13 protein-coding genes are annotated in these 16,137 nt (G+C 57.7%); 9 read left to right on the top strand and 4 right to left on the bottom strand.

The window, feature by feature from the left end:
* Positions 1 to 432: 432 nt before the first annotated feature.
* Positions 433 to 591 carry a YqaE/Pmp3 family membrane protein gene (locus M3087_RS13455; RefSeq protein ID WP_249096551.1) on the bottom strand — a complete coding sequence of 53 codons (159 nt, stop codon included), beginning with the start codon at positions 589 to 591 and terminating at the stop codon, positions 433 to 435.
* Positions 592 to 721: 130 nt separating this feature from the next.
* Here M3087_RS13455 and M3087_RS13450 point away from each other — a divergent pair, with 130 nt between their 5' ends.
* The 5 genes from M3087_RS13450 to M3087_RS13430 all read left to right on the top strand — a co-directional run bounded on the left by M3087_RS13450 (position 722) and on the right by M3087_RS13430 (position 7,323).
* Positions 722 to 1,939, top strand: coding sequence for a class I SAM-dependent methyltransferase (locus M3087_RS13450; RefSeq protein WP_249096550.1), 1,218 nt, complete (start codon positions 722 to 724; stop codon positions 1,937 to 1,939).
* A 52-nt stretch (positions 1,940 to 1,991) separates the two neighbouring features.
* The gene (locus M3087_RS13445) at positions 1,992 to 3,122 is read left to right on the top strand and encodes a hypothetical protein (RefSeq protein ID WP_022384409.1); all 1,131 of its coding nucleotides are present in this window, start codon (positions 1,992 to 1,994) and stop codon (positions 3,120 to 3,122) included.
* A 42-nt stretch (positions 3,123 to 3,164) separates the two neighbouring features.
* Positions 3,165 to 5,048, top strand: coding sequence for a DNA topoisomerase IV subunit B (locus M3087_RS13440; protein ID WP_249096549.1), 1,884 nt, complete (start codon positions 3,165 to 3,167; stop codon positions 5,046 to 5,048).
* A 77-nt stretch (positions 5,049 to 5,125) separates the two neighbouring features.
* Positions 5,126 to 5,578: a pantetheine-phosphate adenylyltransferase gene (gene coaD / locus M3087_RS13435; protein WP_106483956.1), complete on the top strand. Its 453-nt coding sequence runs from the start codon at positions 5,126 to 5,128 to the stop codon at positions 5,576 to 5,578.
* Positions 5,579 to 5,733: 155 nt separating this feature from the next.
* On the top strand, positions 5,734 to 7,323 hold the full coding sequence (locus M3087_RS13430; RefSeq protein ID WP_249096543.1) for a S41 family peptidase: 1,590 nt from the start codon (positions 5,734 to 5,736) through the stop codon (positions 7,321 to 7,323).
* Positions 7,324 to 7,464: 141 nt separating this feature from the next.
* On the opposite strand, the gene M3087_RS13425 is transcribed toward M3087_RS13430, so the two are convergent.
* Positions 7,465 to 8,004, bottom strand: a complete 540-nt coding sequence (locus tag M3087_RS13425) for a GNAT family N-acetyltransferase (protein WP_022384413.1) — start codon at positions 8,002 to 8,004, stop codon at positions 7,465 to 7,467.
* Positions 8,005 to 8,024: 20 nt separating this feature from the next.
* Entirely contained in the window at positions 8,025 to 9,704 is a 1,680-nt protein-coding gene (locus tag M3087_RS13420) for a SulP family inorganic anion transporter (RefSeq protein WP_249096542.1), read from the bottom strand.
* A gap of 132 nt (positions 9,705 to 9,836) precedes the next feature.
* Between M3087_RS13420 and M3087_RS13415 the strand changes: the two genes are divergently transcribed.
* The 3 genes from M3087_RS13415 to M3087_RS13405 all read left to right on the top strand — a co-directional run bounded on the left by M3087_RS13415 (position 9,837) and on the right by M3087_RS13405 (position 11,860).
* Positions 9,837 to 10,415: an RNA polymerase sigma-70 factor gene (locus tag M3087_RS13415; RefSeq protein WP_249096541.1), complete on the top strand. Its 579-nt coding sequence runs from the start codon at positions 9,837 to 9,839 to the stop codon at positions 10,413 to 10,415.
* Positions 10,416 to 10,483: 68 nt separating this feature from the next.
* Positions 10,484 to 11,476, top strand: a complete 993-nt coding sequence (locus M3087_RS13410; RefSeq protein WP_249096538.1) for an RNA-binding domain-containing protein — start codon at positions 10,484 to 10,486, stop codon at positions 11,474 to 11,476.
* 84 nt (positions 11,477 to 11,560) lie between these two features.
* Positions 11,561 to 11,860: a winged helix-turn-helix transcriptional regulator gene (locus M3087_RS13405; protein ID WP_249096537.1), complete on the top strand. Its 300-nt coding sequence runs from the start codon at positions 11,561 to 11,563 to the stop codon at positions 11,858 to 11,860.
* Positions 11,861 to 11,940: 80 nt separating this feature from the next.
* Here M3087_RS13405 and M3087_RS13400 read toward each other — a convergent pair whose 3' ends face one another.
* Positions 11,941 to 13,851 carry a DEAD/DEAH box helicase gene (locus M3087_RS13400; RefSeq protein WP_249096535.1) on the bottom strand — a complete coding sequence of 637 codons (1,911 nt, stop codon included), beginning with the start codon at positions 13,849 to 13,851 and terminating at the stop codon, positions 11,941 to 11,943.
* A gap of 754 nt (positions 13,852 to 14,605) precedes the next feature.
* Between M3087_RS13400 and M3087_RS13395 the strand changes: the two genes are divergently transcribed.
* Positions 14,606 to 16,117 (top strand): DUF4992 family lipoprotein, encoded by a 1,512-nt coding sequence (locus M3087_RS13395; RefSeq protein ID WP_249096532.1) that lies wholly within the window; start codon positions 14,606 to 14,608, stop codon positions 16,115 to 16,117.
* The last annotated feature ends 20 nt before the right edge of the window (positions 16,118 to 16,137 follow it).

The raw sequence follows: 16,137 nt of genomic DNA, 5'->3' as shown, positions 1-16,137 counted from the left end.
CGAACGACTACGACGGTGCGGACACGTCGGTACGGTGGTGCGGACGCGTCCGTACGAAACCAATCACAGGTGCTTTCGACCGTAAAAATGGGTTCGGAATATGGTTTTTCCGCGTTAGAAAAGGTATAATTGTGTAAATAACCGTTTATTCTGATACATTCTGACGGACGTATCTTAAAATATTTAACGCGCAATCTTCCAGAAGGGACGAAATTGCGAAAATGTGCGTTAGCTGAAAACGGTAAATCGGGAAATTATGACAGCAAAACCGGGGAAATCGTTTCGTTTTAACAAGCCGTTCATGGGGAAAATGTAGGGGCGACCTTTATCAATTGACAATTGATAATTGACAATGGACAATTATCGCCTGGTGGAATCGTTTCCACGCCGCAGGGCAATTGTCAATTGTCAATTGTCCATTGTCAATTAAAATCATCCTTCCCGTTTGTTCAGGATTACCAACGCGGCAATCACGCCGGGAATCCATCCGCAGAGCGTCAGGAGGAAAACGATGAGCACGGAGCCGCAGCCCTTGTCGAGCACCGCAAGGGGCGGGAAAATGATGGAGAGAAGCACTCGGAATAAAGACATAGCTATCTGTTGTTATTGGTTTTGGTACGGGCAAAGATACACATTCGCCCCTATCCGCCAAAGCGAAAGCGTGGGAACGAGACTTTTTCGTACCTTTGCCTCCCGACAGAACCATCCGACGACACACATCATGGAACTTCCTCTTTCCCCACAGACACTCGCGTTCATCCGCCTGCACCGCACGGACGATGTGCGCACACTCGCCCTCCAGGCACGGCCCTCGGAGGGCGTGGACCTGACGGCAGCCTTGCAGCAGATAGCCGGCTGGCAGGTGGCACGGCGCAAGCTGCCCCGCTGGAGCACGACCGAAGGGGTGCTCTACCCGCCTCATCTTCCGCTGGAACAATGCTCCTCGGAGCTGACTGCCGCCTACAAGGCGGAGGTGCTGGGCGGGGGCGAGAGCCTGACGGACCTGACGGGCGGCTTCGGCGTCGACTGCTCCTACCTGGCCCGGGGCTTCACCCACGCCACGTACGTGGAACGGCAACCGGAGCTGTGCGCGCTGGCACGGCACAACCTGCCCCTGCTGGGCTGCCCGCACGTGAGGGTGCACGAGGGGGAGGCGGAAGCGTTCCTCGACGCGATGGAGCCTGTCGACGCCCTCTTCCTCGACCCGGCACGGCGCGATGCCCACGGGGGCCGCACGGTGGACATCACCGACTGCACGCCCGACGTCGCCGCCCTGCACGACCGCCTGCTGCGCAAGGGGCGACGGGTACTGGTGAAGCTCTCGCCCATGCTCGACATCACACGGGCGGTACAGCTGCTGCCGGGTGTGCGGCAGGTGCACGTGGTGTCGGTGCACAACGAGTGCCGGGAGCTGCTGTTCCTGCTGACGGACGGACCGGCGGACGGGGGTCCGGTGTTCCACTGCGTGAACTTCGCCGCCGGGGTGCAACGCTATGCCTTCACCTCCGCCGAGGAGCAGTCCGCCGCCTGTCCGCTCGCCCCGGCAGTGGGCAGCTACCTCTACGAACCGAACGCCTCGCTCCTCAAGGCAGGGGCGTTCCGCTCGCCCGCCGTCCGCTTCCGCCTCTCGAAGCTGCACCCCAACAGCCATCTCTACACGTCGGACCGCCCTGCCGAGGGGTTCCCGGGACGCGCCTTCACCGTCGAGGCGGTCTCCGGCTTCGGCAAACGGGAGCTGAAGGCCCTCACCGACGGCATCGGGCAGGCGAACCTGACGGTGCGCAACTTCCCGTCGACGGTGGCGGAGCTGCGGCGCCGGCTCAAGCTGCGCGAGGGCGGCGACATCTATCTCTTCGCCACGACCCTTGCCGACGGACGGAAAGTCATCGTCAAATGCAAAAAAGCTCCTAATTCTTCGGACGAAACAGACAGACAATAAGTCCGATTCACTATCTTTGCACGTTCAAACGCTTGTGAAAGACTAAAGAAGAATGGCTATAACAATCAAGAAAGTGACGACGCCGAAGGAACTCAAGACGTTCATCCGGTTCAACTACGAGCTGTACAAACACAATCCATACTCCGTGCCCGACCTGCTGGACGACATGCTCCACACGTTCAATCCGCAGAAGAATGCCGCCTTTGAGTTCTGCGAGGCAGACTACTTCCTCGCCTACAAGGACGGGCGTCTGGCGGGGCGTGTGGCAGCCATCATCAACCGGCGCGCCAACGAGAAGTGGGGCGTGAAGAACGTGCGCTTCGGCTGGATAGACTTCATCGACGACCGGGAAGTGTCGGAGGCCCTGCTCCGCACGGTCGAGGAGTGGGGACGCCAACGGGGCATGGACACCATGCACGGCCCCCTGGGATTCACCGACATGGACGCCGAGGGCATGCTCATCGAGGGCTTTGACCAGCTGAGTACGATGGCGACCATCTACAACTACCCCTACTACCCCGCGCACATGGAGGCATACGGACTGGAGAAGGACGCCGACTGGGTGGAATACCGCATCCGCGTGCCCGAGGAGGAACCGGAGAAGCACCGCCGCATCGCCGCCCTGGTGCAGCAGAAGTACGGACTGGAAATCAGGAAGTACCGGTCAGCCAAGAAAATCGCCCGGGAATATGGGCAAAAGATATTCGAGCTGGTGAACGAGGCGTATGCCCCGCTCTACGGCTACTCCCCCCTCAGCCAGGGACAGATAGACCAGTACGTGAAGATGTACCTGCCCATCCTCGACCTTGACCTGGTGACCCTGGTCACCGACAAGGCGGGGGAACTGATTGCGGTGGGCGTGACGATGCCCTCGCTCTCGCGTGCCCTGCAGAAAGCGAAGGGCAAGATGTTCCCCTTCGGCTGGGTACACCTGCTGAAGACGCTGTTCCTCAAACACCCCGACACGCTCGACCTGCTGCTCATCGCCGTGAAGCCCGAGTACCAGAACAAGGGCGTCAACGGACTGCTCTTCTCCGACCTCATCAAGGTCTACAACCGGAAGGGCTACAAGTGGGCGGAGAGCAATCCCGAGCTGGAGCTCAACGAGGCGGTCCAGCGGCAGTGGGACTACTTCGAGAACCGGCAGCACAAGCGCCGGCGCGCATACAAAAAGAAAATCTGAATCCGGGGAACGGGCTCCCGTTCCTCCCAACATACAGTGCTTATGGAAGAAACACCAATGGTTGAATACACCGACGACAACATCCGGCACCTGAGCGACATGGAGCATGTGCGGACCCGACCCGGCATGTACATCGGCAAGCTGGGCGACGGCAGTTATCCGGAGGACGGCATCTACGTGCTGCTGAAGGAGGTCATCGACAACAGCATCGACGAGTTCAAGATGCACGCGGGAAAGAAAATCGAAGTCCGCGTGAAGGACAACCTGCGGGTCAGCGTGCGCGACTACGGGCGCGGCATCCCTCAAGGCAAGCTCATCGAGGCTGTGAGCGTGCTCAACACCGGAGGCAAGTATGACAGCAAGGCGTTCAAGAAGAGCGTCGGCCTCAACGGCGTGGGCGTGAAGGCGGTCAACGCACTGAGCAGCCGCTTCGTGGTGCGCAGTTTCCGCGACGGCAAGGTGCGCGAGGCGGTCTTTGCCAAGGGTGTCCTGCAGAGCGACACGACCACCGACACCGAGGAGGCTACGGGCACCTACATCTTTTTCGAACCGGACGACACGCTCTTCGAGCACTACAGCTTCCGCCCCGAGTTCATCGAGACGATGCTGCGCAACTACACGTACCTCAACACGGGGCTCGCCATCATCTACAACAGCCGGCGCATCGTCTCCCGCAACGGACTGGTGGACCTGCTCAACGACACCATGACCGCCACCCCGCTCTACCCCATCGTACACCTGAAGGGGGAGGACATCGAGATTGCCTTCACCCACACGAACCAGTATGGCGAGGAGTACCACTCCTTCGTCAACGGACAGCATACGACCCAGGGCGGCACGCACCAGAGCGCGTTCAAGGAGCACCTGGCACGCACCATCAAGGAGTTCTTCAACAAGAACATGGACTTTGCCGACATCCGCAACGGACTGGTGGGCGCCATCGCCATCAACGTGCAGGAGCCCGTGTTCGAGAGTCAGACGAAGGTGAAGCTCGGCTCACTGAAGATGGCGCCCGACGGACCGAACCTCAACAAGTTCGTGGGCGACTTCATCAAGACGGAGGTGGACAACTACCTGCACATCAACTCGGACGTGGCGGAAGTGATGCTCCAGAAAATCCAGGAGTCGGAGAAGGAACGCAAGGCGATTGCCGGCGTCACCAAGCTGGCACGCGAGCGCGCCAAGAAGGCGAACCTGCACAACCGCAAGCTGCGCGACTGCCGCATACACTTCAACGACACCAAGGGCGACAAGACGGAGGAGAGCTGCATCTTCATCACCGAGGGCGACTCGGCGAGCGGCTCCATCACCAAGAGCCGCGACGTGAACACCCAGGCAGTGTTCAGCCTGAGGGGCAAGCCGCTCAACTCCTACGGACTGACGAAAAAGGTAGTCTATGAGAACGAGGAGTTCAACCTCCTTCAGGCCGCCCTCAACATCGAGGACGGCATCGACGGACTGCGCTACAACAAGGTCATCGTGGCGACGGATGCCGATGTGGACGGGATGCACATCCGCCTGCTGATGATCACGTTCTTCCTCCAGTTCTTCCCCGACCTCATCAAGAAGGGACACGTCTACATCCTGCAGACTCCCCTCTTCCGCGTACGCAACAAGGTCAAGCGTCCGGGGAAGGGAAAGCCGGAGTTCGAGACCATCTACTGCTATTCGGAGGAGGAGCGCGTGGCTGCCATCCGCAAGCTCAGCCCGAACCCGGAGATTACGCGATTCAAGGGTCTCGGCGAGATTTCGCCCGACGAGTTCAAGCACTTCATCGGCAAGGACATGCGTCTGGAACAAGTCACCCTGCGCAAGACCGACACCGTGAAGGACCTGCTGGAGTTCTACATGGGCAAGAACACCATGGAACGACAGAACTTCATCATCAACAACCTCGTGGTGGAGGAAGACGTCGCGAATGATTGAACCGGAGACAACGAACCGTGCAGGGACGGACCGCCTGCCCGCACCCCGCATCCCCATCAGCTAACAGACCAAACCGTATGAAAAGAGCCATCTTTCCGGGCACGTTCGACCCGTTTACCATCGGACACTACTCCGTCGTACGCCGTGCACTCACCTTCATGGACGAGGTGGTCATCGGCATCGGCATCAACGAGAACAAACGCACGTGGTTCACCATGGAGAAGCGCATCGACATGATACGCGACCTTTACCGCGACGAGCCGCGCGTGCAGGTGGAGGCCTACAGCGACCTGACTATTGACTTCGCCCGCCGCATGGGGGCATGCTTCATCGTCCGCGGCATCCGCACGGTGAAGGATTTCGAATACGAGGAGACCATCGCCGACATCAACCGGCAGCTCTCCGGCATCGAGACCATCCTGCTGTTCACCGAGCCCGAGCTGACCAGCATCAGCTCCAGCGTCGTGCGCGAACTGCTCAGCTTCGGCAAGGACGTCAGCCGCTTCCTCCCCGAAGGCATGAAACTATGACCGAAGGCGGTACGGTCGGTTGCCAGCCCTGCCGGTAACCTGACGACCTGTCCGCCGGACCCTATGATAAAGAAAGAAACAGACAAGAAGATTACCATGAACAGAGCGCAAGCTCGCCAACTGCCTCCGGGCGGTTGTTAAAAACCAAACAAACTATGAGAAAGCTTTTATCACTCTGCCTGCTGTGGCTCGCCATCGGCGCACAGGCCCAGCAGCAACAACCGGAAGACTTTTCAGCAGCCCGCAAGCTGCAGATAGCCGAGTTCGCCATCCAGCAGCTCTATGTCGACCCGGTGAACGAAGACAAGATCGTGGAGAGCGCCATCATCGAGATGCTCCGTCAGCTCGACCCGCACTCCACCTACGCCAACGCGGAAGAGGTGAAACGCCTCAACGAACCCTTGGAGGGCAACTTCGAGGGCATAGGCATCCAGTTCAACATGAACGAGGACACGCTGATGGTCATCCAGGTCATCCCTGACGGACCTTCGGAGAAGGCAGGCCTGCTGCCGGGCGACCGCATCATCTCCGTCAACGACACCGCCATCGCCGGCGTGAAGATGAAGAACGAGGCCATCGTACGCCGCCTCCGCGGACCGAAGGGCAGCCAGGTCAACCTCGGCGTGGTACGCCGCGGCATCGCCGAGACGCTGCACTTCACCGTGACACGCGACAAGATTCCCGTCCATAGCATCGATGCCGTATACATGTACCCCAACCACGTCGGCTACGTGCGCATCAACAACTTCGGCGCAACGACCGTCGACGAGTTCATGGACGCCCTCAAGCGTCTGAAGAAGCAGGGCATGCGCGACCTCGTGCTCGACCTGCAAGGCAACGGAGGCGGCTACCTGAATGCTGCCGTGGGCCTCGCCAACCAGTTCCTGGAGCGCGACGAGATGATCGTCTACACCGAGGGACGCCGCTCCCCGCGCAACGAGTTCCGCGCCCTGGGCAACGGACAGATGCGCACGGGCAAGCTGATTGTCCTCGTCGATGAGTTCACGGCTTCGGCTGCCGAGATTGTCACAGGTTCCGTACAGGACTGGGACCGTGCCCTCGTGGTCGGCAGACGCTCCTTCGGCAAGGGACTCGTGCAACGCCCCGTCGACCTGCCTGACGGCTCCATGATACGGCTCACCATCGCACGCTACTACACGCCCTCGGGACGCTGCATCCAGAAGCCGTACGACAATCCGGAAAACTACAACGCAGACCTCATCAACCGCTACAACCGGGGCGAGATGACCAATGCCGACAGCATCCACTTCCCCGACTCGCTGAAGTGCACCACGCTGAAGCTCGGCCGCACCGTCTATGGTGGCGGAGGCATCATGCCAGACTACTTCGTCCCCATTGACACGACCCGCTCGTCGGACTACCACCGTCAGCTGCTGGCAAAGGGCGCCATCATCAAGGCTACGCTCCAGTATGTCGACGGACACCGCAATGAGCTACAGAAGACCTATAAGAAGTTCGCCGACTTCGACCGCTCGTTCACCGTTCCCGAGTCGCTGCACCAGGCGCTCATAGCCGACGGCAACGAGGTAGGCGCCAAGTATGACGAGGCTGGCTACCAGAAGGCGAAAGCACTCATCGACCTCCAGCTCAAGGCACTCATCGCCCGCGACATCTGGGGCATGAGCGAGTACTACCAGGTCGTCAACCACTCCGAACCCACCGTGCAGAAGGCACTGGAACTGATGGCAGCACCTGACTTCAACGCCCTGCTGCGCAAGAAGTAGGCAGCCTGACAGACAAATACGGGACAGCCCGCGCCTTCTCCCTCCGCCCCGACAGCCTGATGCTGCCGGCAGCTCGGGGGAGAAGACGCGGGCTGTCTCTTTTCAAGTACCGACGTCCGGGAGGTCATCCTCCGCAGGCGCTCAGCAGTCCACGCGGTAAACCTCCCGGTAGATGCCCTTCCGTACGTCCTCCAGGGCAGGCAGTTCTGCCGACGCATCGCCTGCCACCATGAGATAGAGCGGCAGTGCTGCGCCACCGGTGCGGTAAGGGGGCTGCACGTAGTCCTTGTCGCAGATGCGGAAGCCCTGCCGTTCGTAGAACGCCACGCGTCGGCGCGTCAGTTCGTCCTCCGGCACCTCGACTTCCAGCACCAGCGGACGGTCGAGCTGGGCCAGCAGGTGCTGCATCACCCGCGAACCATAGCCTCCGTTGCGCAATGTGGGGTCGATGGCAAAGTGCTCCGCGTAGTAGAAGCCGTCCAGCTCCCACACGGTGATGAAGCCCAAGGGACGCTCGTCGTCGTCCTCCGTGAGCAGGTAACAACGGAAACGGGCGTTCCCGTCCACATTGAGGCGTTGCGCCTCCACCGGGCGACGTTCGCTCTCAGGGAACGCCGCCAGAAACAGCTCCTCCACAAAGGGATAGTGGGGATGTGTCGTCTTGATAGCAGTCAGTCTCATGTCTGTATGTTGGATGATGGTTAGGCTTCCTGGAGCAGCTCACGCGCTTTCGCCAGGGCCTCGTTGATGTTGCCGCAGATGTTTTCCTTCCCCAGCAGGTCGTAGAACCCGGCTTTCTCCAGCGTGGCATGCACGCGGGGGTTGACTCCGGAGAGCACGATGGTGATGCCTTCGCGCTGGCTGATGCGGCAGAGGTTCGTCAGGTTATGAATACCCGTGGAATCGATGAAGGGCACCTTGCGCATGCGGATGATACGCACTTTCGGACGGTCGCCGATGCGTATCATCTCTTCCTCGAACTTGTTGGCGATGCCGAAGAAGTAGGGTCCGTTTATTTCATACACTTCCACGCGGGCAGGGATGACGAGGTGTTCCTCGTGCAGCTCGATGTCCGACTCACTGTTCGGGTCGATGTCGTCGGTCAGTACGGAGATTTGTGTGCTCTCAGCCATACGCCGCATGAAGAGGAGGCACGCCATGAGCAGCCCGACCTCGATGGCGACTGTGAGGTCGAACACCACGGTGAGGAAGAAAGTGACCAGCAGGACGCCGACGTCGGACTTCGGGTTGTTGAGCAGTTCCTTGAACGTGCGCCAGCCGCTCATGTTGTAGGAGACGACGACCAGTACGCCGGCCAGGCACGCCATGGGAATGTACTGCGCCAGCGGCATGAGGAAGAGGAAGATGAGCAGGAGCACCACTGCGTGCACGATGCCGGCCACAGGCGTACGTCCGCCGTTGTTGATGTTCGTCATCGTGCGGGCGATGGCTCCCGTGGCAGGGATACCGCCGAAGATGGGCGAGAACAGGTTGGCGATGCCCTGACCGACCAGTTCCTGGTTGGAGTTATGCTTGTCGCCGATGACGCCGTCCGCCACCGTGGCGGAGAGCAGCGACTCGATGGCTCCGAGGATGGCAATGGTGATGGCTGGCGAGATGAGGTCCTTGACGGTCTCCCATGTGAGTACCGGCACATTGGCGTCGGGCAGCTGGGAGTTGATGCTGAAGCGGTCGCCGATGGTTGCCACACTGTCGACCCCGGCATAAGTCTTCAGGAGCCACACCGCCACCGTCATGACCACGATGGCAACGAGCGAACCGGGTATCTTCTTCGAGAAGCGGGGCGTCAGGGCGATGATGACCACGCTGAGCACACCCACAAGTGTCGACCACAGGTCAATGGTATGGAAATGGTGCGCATAGACCACCCACTTGGAGACGAAGTCGCCCGGCACCTCGTCGATGCTCAGCCCGAAGAGGTCCTTCACCTGCGTGGTGAAGATGGTCAACGCGATACCGCTCGTAAAACCCACCACGATGGGATAAGGGATGTACCGGATGATGGTCCCCAGACGGAACAGCCCCAGCAGGATGAGGAACACGCCCGCCATGAACGTGGCGACCATCAGTCCGCTCTCGCCGTACTGTGCAATGATGCCGTAGACAATGACGATGAACGCTCCCGTCGGTCCGCCAATCTGCACCCGGCTGCCCCCGAAACACGACACGAGGAAACCGGCGACAATAGCGGTGATGATTCCTTTCTCAGGCGACACGCCCGACGCGATACCGAATGCGATGGCAAGCGGCAGAGCCACAATGCCGACAATGACTCCCGCCATGATGTCGGCCGTCAGCGAAGCCTTCGAGTAGCCTTTGAGCGTAGAGAAGAGCTTCGGCTTGAATTCAAATGTTTTCATCTTCTTGATTGATGTTCGGTGTTTGTGCATTTCATTAAAAGAGTGGCAAAATTAGTATTTATTAATAGGTACTGCAACTTTCCTGCAACTTATTGCCCCTATCTTTGGACCTTTAAAAACGAAAGAGAACAGGTGGAAAAGGATTTATCGGCTCAAGGGGAAGCTATCATCCTGACGAACAGCAAGCAATTCCGGCATCTCTACGAGAAGTATTACAGCCAGCTGAAATACTTCGGCATGCACTATGTGCCGGACGAGGAGGTCGTATCCGACGCCTTGCAGGACGTGTGGCTCCGCCTGTGGGAGCGTCGGGAGACATTCCGCAACGAGACCGTCTTCAGGACCTACCTGTTCCGCGCCTTCCACAATACCCTCCTCAACCGCATCAAACGTCAGTCTGTCGAACAGGAATTTGCCAACCGCGAGATGCTCTCGGGCGAACCGCTGGAGGATGACATCAGCGCCCGGATGATCGAGGCGGAAGTCTACCAGATGGTCAATGACGCCTTTGAGGAACTGTCCACCCCCTGCCGCCGCGTCTACTCCGCCAGCCTGGAAGGAAAGTCTCAGAAAGAAATCGCCGCCCAGTACGACATCACCATCAACACCGTCAAAAAGCACATCAACAACGCCAACCACTACCTGAGAGACCGCCTCCGCCGCTTCCTCGGACTGCCGGAGAAGGGGGAGGAAAAGACAAAAGAACCATGATTTCATCCCTACCCATATCAGATACACCAATTAGTACTACCTTTGTATCCATCTATAAGCCTTAAGAAATGAACGAAAGCCAAAATATAGAATACAAGGAATCTTGGCGGGACGACTATTTAAAGTGGGTCTGTGGCTTTGCAAATGCACAAGGAGGACGTATTTATATCGGTATCACTGATAACGGAACCCTCAAAGGAGTGAACAACAGCAAAAAGCTGCAAGAGGATATCCCCAATCAAGTCAGAGATGTCCTGGGAATCCTCGTGGATGTCCTTCTGCACAGCCACGAAGGTAAAGACTATCTCGAACTAAGAGTCCCACAGTGCAGTTACCCCATAAGCTTCCACGGAGAATATTACTACCGGAGTGGCGCCACCAACCAACAACTGCGTGGGGCAGCCTTAACGGCATTCTTACTGGAAAAAACGGGGACTCATTGGGACGACATCCCTGTCGATGGGGTATCTCCGGACGACTTGGACTATGAAAGCTTTGCCATCTTCCGGAGAGAAGCTGTGCGCAACGGACGTATGACACGAGAAGATATCGAAACGAACAATGGGGACCTGCTCGACAGATTGAAACTTACCACAGGAAACAAACTGAAACGTGCAGCCATACTTCTGTTTCACCGGGACCCTGAACGGTGGTTTGCGGGAGCATACATCAAAATCGGACGCTTCGGCAAAGGCTCTGAGCTAAGATACCAGGATGAGATACACGGGTCACTCTTTCTCCAGGCCGATAAAGTGATTGACCTGATTTATACGAAGTACCTCATTGCAGACATTTCCTATGACAAGGACACACGCATCGAGACGTATCCTTTCCCGCGTGAGGCCGTCAGAGAGGCTCTATACAACAGCATCATGCATTGTGCCTATGGGGAACTGGTTCCTATACAGGTACGAATAGAAGACAGTGCCATGTATATCAGCAACGACATAGCCTTCAATCATGAATGGACGCCGGAAACGCTCATGAGACGGCACCGCTCAAAACCTTACAACCCCAATATAGCCAATGCCTTCTTTCGCGCCGGATATGTGGAAGCTTAGGGAAGAGGTATCGAGAAAATGTGCGAAGCCTGTGCCGATTATGGATGCAAGACGCCTGAATACACCTTGGTTCCGGGAGGCATCATGCTCACGCTCTATGCCAGGGAGACCGGACAAAAGAACAGAGCTGACGGTGTAAATGACGGTGCAAATGATGGTGTTAATGACGGTGTAAGGCTCACAAAGACAGAACGGAAAATACTCAGGGCTGTCGCTGGGGACATTTACATCACATACACGCAGCTAACCGAAAAGCTTTCCATCTCTGAAGCTACCGTCACAAGGGCCTTCAGAAAAATGAAAAAGTGCGGTATTCTTGTACGCCAAGGAACCGACAAGAGCGGATTCTGGGAACTTACCCCTGCCGGTAAACGCTTGTTGTAAGACGTTCCCATCATCCCATGACAATCTACCAAAAACGCGGAAGACAGGTCTCCGGACGGTCCTGCTTCCGCGTTTATCTTTTACCGCTTCTTCCGCCAAGCCCAGCCTTCCTCGCTGAAGTCGGGCTCCTCGTCCTGCCAAGGGCGGTCCTTGTCGAAGAACTGCTTCCAGTCATCCTTCTTCTTGGAGCCACGCGCCTCGGTATAGCCCCGCTCGGCACGGCTTGGCTTGTTCTTCTTCGCCTTCCTGGAGGCCTCGGGCTTTGCCGACGTCTTTCCCGGACGGTCGTCGCGCCGCTCCGTGCGGCGGTTGCCACGTGATGCCGACGGGCGGTGTGCGTCCTCACTGCCGGCAGCCTCGTCGGCAACCTCGACTACCACCTTGCGACCATCAACCTTCACCTTGTTGAGTGCGCGGACGATGGTCTCCGCCTGACGCTCGTCGACCTCGAAGAAGGAGAAGTTCTTCATCAGGTCGATGCGACCGATGTTCACCTTCTTGCCGCGCACGTTGCGGTTCACCAGGTCGATGATCTGGGCGGCGTAGAAGTTGTCCGTCTTGCCCAGGTTCAGGAAGAGGCGGACATAGCCTTCCTCGGCACGGCGTGCCGTCCCGCCCTTGCGTTCGCCCCGCGACTCCTTGCCGTCACGGCCGCGACGTTCCGCCACGGACTCGATTTCAGGTGCGTTGCGGTAGTACTCCAGGAAGCGGTTGAACTCCAGCGAGACCATCCTCTTGATGATGTCCTCCTTCTCCAGCCAGTCCAGCTTGCGGTAGATGTCCGGCAGGAAGTCGGCGATTTCCTCCTCGTTGACTTTCACCTTTTCGATATCGTCGATGACCTTGATGAGCTGTTTCTCGCAGATTTGCTTGCCGGTGGGCATCTCTCCTGCCACAAACTTCTTGTTGATTATCTTCTCGATTTCGCGCATGCGTCCCTTCTCGCGCAGGTTCATGATGGCGATGGACGTACCCGTCTTTCCGGCACGTCCCGTACGTCCGCTGCGGTGGGTGTAACTCTCGGTGTCGTCGGGCAGTCCGTAGTGGATGACATGCGTCAGGTCGTCCACGTCGAGTCCGCGGGCAGCCACGTCGGTGGCGACGAGCAGCTGCAGGTGACGCTGACGGAACTTCTGCATCACCAGGTCACGCTGCTGTTGCGACAGCTCGCCGTGCAGGGAGTCGGCATTGTAGCCGTCCTGGATGAGCTTGTCGGCTATCTCCTGTGTCTCCTTGCGGGTGCGGCAGAAGATGATGCCGTAGATTTGCGGGTAGTAGTCGACGATACGTTTCAGGGCGAGATACTTGTCCTTCGCGTGCACCATATAATACAGGTGGTTCACGTTCTTGTTCCCTTCGTTCCGTGTGCCGATGGTGATTTCCTTCGGGTCTCGGAGGTAGTTCTTGGCGATGCGCGCTATCTCGGGACTCATCGTGGCGGAGAAGAGGAGCGTGTTGCGGTCCTCGGGCACATCCGCCAGGATGGCGTTGATGCTGTCGGTGAACCCCATGTTGAGCATCTCGTCCGCCTCGTCCATCACCACGTCACGGATGGTGCCGAGCTTCACGGTGCCACGCTCCATGAGGTCCAGCAGACGGCCCGGAGTAGCCACGATGATGTGTACCCCCTTCTTGAGGTTGCGTATCTGGCTCTCTATCGACGAGCCGCCGTAGACGGGCAGCACACGCAGGCCGTCCACGTATTTTGAATAGTCAGTGAGGTCGCCTGCTATCTGGAGGCACAGCTCACGGGTAGGGCACAGGACCAGTGCCTGGGGCACGCGGTTCTTAACTTCGATTTTCTGGATCAGCGGCAGTCCGAAGGCAGCCGTCTTTCCCGTTCCGGTTTGGGCTAGAGCTACAACGTCATTCCCGTTTCCCAGCAGATAAGGGATTACTTCTTCTTGGACGGGCATGGGATTCTCATACCCCAGCTCCGTGATGGCTCTCAGTATCTCCTCGGAAACACCTAACTCTTGAAATGTCTTCATCTATGTTCTTTGTTATACGGGCGCAAAGATACGACGATTTCACGCAGCTTCCGGCATGAACGGGGCTGTATTTGAAGGCGGAAGACCTGATTTCCGGAAAATGTCCGTCCGATGATGCGAAAAAACAGGACATACAGACGCCCTCCGGAGGGTCGGCAAGGGGTGTAAAACGTAGGCGCAAGAGCAAACGCCGCATTCTGTTTGTCAACACGTTATAGCAAAACTATTTCAGACCTTCGTACGAACGTGTCCGCAGCTTCGTACGAGCCTGTCCGTAGCGTCGTGCGGACGCGTCCGTACGAGCGTGGCGACGCGTCCGTACGAACGTAGAGACAGAGGTCTGAAAAGAGAGAGACGATAAATATTTACACGTTGTCACGAATTCGGAAGATGCCCACACTCCCTTCCCGCCGGAGGAGTCTTCCGTCCGACAATCCCCAACCTCCACGGACAGAACGGTCTGCGACGGGTACACGGCACGTTAAAAGGCAATAGTGCAACATACGTCCGCCTTTTTGAGAGAATTTTACTCCCTACCCACTAGTTTTTTAACATACCTTCGCAGCGTCATACAAACACAAAGAACCTGGGAAGAAAAGCACATTAACAAAGCACAAGAACTGAAAGATAAAGACACGCCCCGTACAAGTCGACAGACATTGTGCCTCCCTGATGTACTTTCACTCCACCGTCAACACGGAACTTGAACTTTAGATAGAATATACTTTTGTTTAACTTTAAAATCCCTAGTAAGATGAAAACCAAACGTATTGGAGGCATTGCGTTCCTGTCAGTGGTTCTTCTCGCCGCCTCGTGTGCACGAGGAGTCGATGACGAGAGCTTCAGCGGCGGTGTGACGAACACGCAGCTGGAATCGCCGACCATCGACGAGGCATCATTCAGCATCCTCACCAACCCCGACGGAACGGAAAGTGTCAAGGTTTCCTGGCCGGTTATCTACGGAGCCGGCGGCTATCTCTGCAACATCGAATGTATTGAGAACCCGGAGGACGAGTCTGTGACTTCGGAGAATCCCCTCACCGTTATTCAGGACAGCATCGTGGACGGCTGCTCCGTGGCCTTCGCCAAGATAGAAGACGCCGTCTACAACATCAGCCTGCAGACATTGGGCAACGACAAGCTCAACAACGCCGGAGCTGCATCGGCTACGGTCTACAAGTACTCCGCTCTCGTGCCGGCAACGACCATCCCCGTGGGCACGGACATTGCCGAGTACATCAACGCCAACCTGGAGGACAGCGAGAAGGAACAGGGCTTCGCGCTTGAAGCAGGCGAGACCTACACGCTCAACGGCAAAGTTGACTTCCGCCTGAACCAGATCACCCTGCGCAGCACCGAGAAGGACGGCACGCACCCGCGCGTCATCGTCGGACCGGAAGGAGCGCTCGTGACACAGGCAGGACTGAAGGTGAAGTTCATCGACTTCGACTGTACGAATGCCACCCAGACGGGTCTCCTCATGCTGAGCGACACGCCTGACGCTTCCATCTCAACCGAGAGCCTGGGTTACAAGGCGAACGGAGCCAACCAGAACGGCTATGTCATCAACAAGCCGGTCATCTTCCAGGAGTGCAACATCAAGAACCTGCCGAACAGCCTCATCTATGGCAACAAGCAGCCGTGGAGCCTCCGCGACTTCCGCATCACCGACTGCCTGATTCAGCTGAACAACGAGGGGTCCAACTCGTTCATCAACCTCTACGGCGGCGGCAACGGACTGGTGAAGGACATGACCATCGAGAACAACACAATCTGGAACCTTGTGAAGAACGGCTCTGCCTACTTCATCCGCTACTCCAACTCCAGCAACGCCCAACCGAAGAAGATTTTCGGCAACAACGACAACTCGTCAACGCACAACATCCGCTACAACACCTTCTGTAAGACATTCTCCAACAAGGACTTCGGAAACAACATGCCTAACACGAACACCGTCGTGCTGAACACGCAGTACAACATCTTCTACGACGTCTTCCGCATCTACCAGTACCTGCAGAACAACTGTGAACGCCACACACCGGGCAACACCATCTGGGGCGTGGACAGCACTCCGCACAGCAACGACACCGGCGGCCGCAAGGACAGCGACGGCAACCCGTATGCAACCCTCGAAGACCCTGCCTTTGCCGGAACGTTCCTCCAGGCCATCAACCTCGACGACCAGGAAAAGGGCGGCGTGAACTTCACACCGACGGCTCCTGTCGCCACTCAGAACCAGGCAGGCGACCCGCGCTGGTATAAGTAATCAAACAGGTTGACAGGCGG

This window comes from Mediterranea sp. ET5 (assembly GCF_023337025.1).
GTDB lineage: Bacteria > Bacteroidota > Bacteroidia > Bacteroidales > Bacteroidaceae > Phocaeicola_A.
Note: the sequence above shows the minus strand (reverse complement) of the source record. Positions and strands in the feature narration are given on the sequence as shown.